The organism is Mycobacterium sp. (genome assembly GCF_008709575.1).
Classification (GTDB): Bacteria; Actinomycetota; Actinomycetes; order Mycobacteriales; family Mycobacteriaceae; genus Mycobacterium.
This window is the reverse complement of the sequence record NZ_VYIK01000171.1, coordinates 1-1,229: the sequence shown is the minus strand read 5'-3', so window position 1 is coordinate 1,229 and position 1,229 is coordinate 1. Positions and strand designations below refer to the sequence as shown.

Sequence of the window (1,229 nt, the reverse complement as noted above, 5' to 3'; positions counted from 1 at the left end):
GTGGCCGAACGGTGTCGGAGCCGGCAGGCCGAACAGTTCGCTCAGAAATTGGGCGGACTCCCGTTTGTCGCGTGCGGCGACGATGGTGTGGTTAAACGCAATCGCCATGGTGCTGCGCTCCTTTTCTGGTCGCGGCCTCGTGGCGGTCTCGTGGCCTCATGGCGCGAGTGTGCGTGTTGACGCGCCGACACGCCGTAATTCCTGTGATTTCGCGCACGCTCGCGCAGGTGATGGTTACTTCGGCGACGTCAGCCATGATGCCAGAATCGCGGGCGTGCGCATAGCGATGACGATGCCGTTCTGCTCCGCATTCACGGCAAACCGCAGCTGCACTCTCAGCCACTGCGCGGCGCCGATCCCCCAAGCGGGCTGGGTGAACAATTCCACGCGCTGTTGATAACATAGATATCAGGAGGTTGGCGGGTATGGCTGATATCTTGATCAGGGGGTTGTCCGATGCCGCAGTGGCGCACATCGACGCGTCCGCCGCGGCGAGAGGACTGTCCCGGCAGGAGTATTTGCGGCGGCGGTTCGAGACGGAGCGATCAGAGGGGCAACCCCAGGGCAAGCTCACACTTGAGGACATGCGTCGCGCGGCCGCCGCAGCTGCGGATCTCAACAACCCCGAGGTGATGGACAGCGCGTGGCGGTGACCACGTGGCTGATCGACAAGTCGGCCTACACCCGAATACCGGACTCGGCCGATGCTGAACTCTGGATCGAGCGCATCGAGCGCGGTCTGGTGCGAATGAGTACCGTCACCCGCCTTGAGATCGGCTATTCATTTCGCACCGCGGTCCAGGCGCGTCGTGAGGTCGCATCGCCGCCACTGTCGCTGATGCCGGTGGAGTATTTAACGCCCGCCGCAGAAGATCGCGCTGTCGAATTGCAACTGGTGCTGGCCGATCGCGGCCAGCACCGTGCACCGTCGATCTCCGATCTTCTCGTGGCCGCTGCTGCCGAAATCGCAGCACTCACAGTCCTGGCTGTAGACAAGGACTTCGATTTAATCGCGCAGGTTTCGGGACAGCCCGTCGAATGGCTAAGGCTTAACAATAAGGCTTAACAACACAACCTCGTAGCCGGTCATGCCGGCCAAAGCGCCGGCGACCCGGGACTTGCCGATGGCCTCGTGGGCACTGGTTGCCGACCTTTTGAGGATCGCCCGGAAGGCGGTGGCCAGGTTTCTGTTTGCAATCACTGGCCGACGATGCGTCTCAGTACCTCGT

4 protein-coding genes and 1 pseudogene are annotated in these 1,229 nt (G+C 62.2%); 2 read left to right on the top strand and 3 right to left on the bottom strand.

What is annotated here, in order from left to right:
* A pseudogene (locus tag F6Q13_RS17635) lies at positions 1-108 on the bottom strand (VOC family protein); the annotation flags it as partial.
* A 126-nt stretch (positions 109-234) separates the two neighbouring features.
* Positions 235-387, bottom strand: a complete 153-nt coding sequence (locus F6Q13_RS17630; protein ID WP_293059303.1) for a hypothetical protein — start codon at positions 385-387, stop codon at positions 235-237.
* Between the two features lie 38 nt (positions 388-425).
* Between F6Q13_RS17630 and F6Q13_RS17625 the strand changes: the two genes are divergently transcribed.
* Both F6Q13_RS17625 and F6Q13_RS17620 read left to right on the top strand, forming a co-directional pair.
* Positions 426-653 (top strand): hypothetical protein, encoded by a 228-nt coding sequence (locus tag F6Q13_RS17625; protein ID WP_293059300.1) that lies wholly within the window; start codon positions 426-428, stop codon positions 651-653.
* Positions 644-1,066, top strand: coding sequence for a PIN domain-containing protein (locus F6Q13_RS17620; RefSeq protein ID WP_293059298.1), 423 nt, complete (start codon positions 644-646; stop codon positions 1,064-1,066). The genes F6Q13_RS17625 and F6Q13_RS17620 overlap by 10 nt, the downstream gene beginning before the upstream one ends.
* Here the strand turns inward: F6Q13_RS17620 and F6Q13_RS17615 are convergent.
* Positions 1,043-1,229: hypothetical protein (locus tag F6Q13_RS17615; RefSeq protein ID WP_293059295.1), on the bottom strand; the 187-nt coding region annotated here is incomplete at its 5' end. The genes F6Q13_RS17620 and F6Q13_RS17615 overlap by 24 nt on opposite strands.

Excerpts from the sequence above, each read along its gene's own strand:
- F6Q13_RS17625 (WP_293059300.1), top strand. The coding sequence starts at position 426 with ATGGCTGATATCTTGATCAGGGGGTTGTCCGATGCCGCAGTGGCGCAC.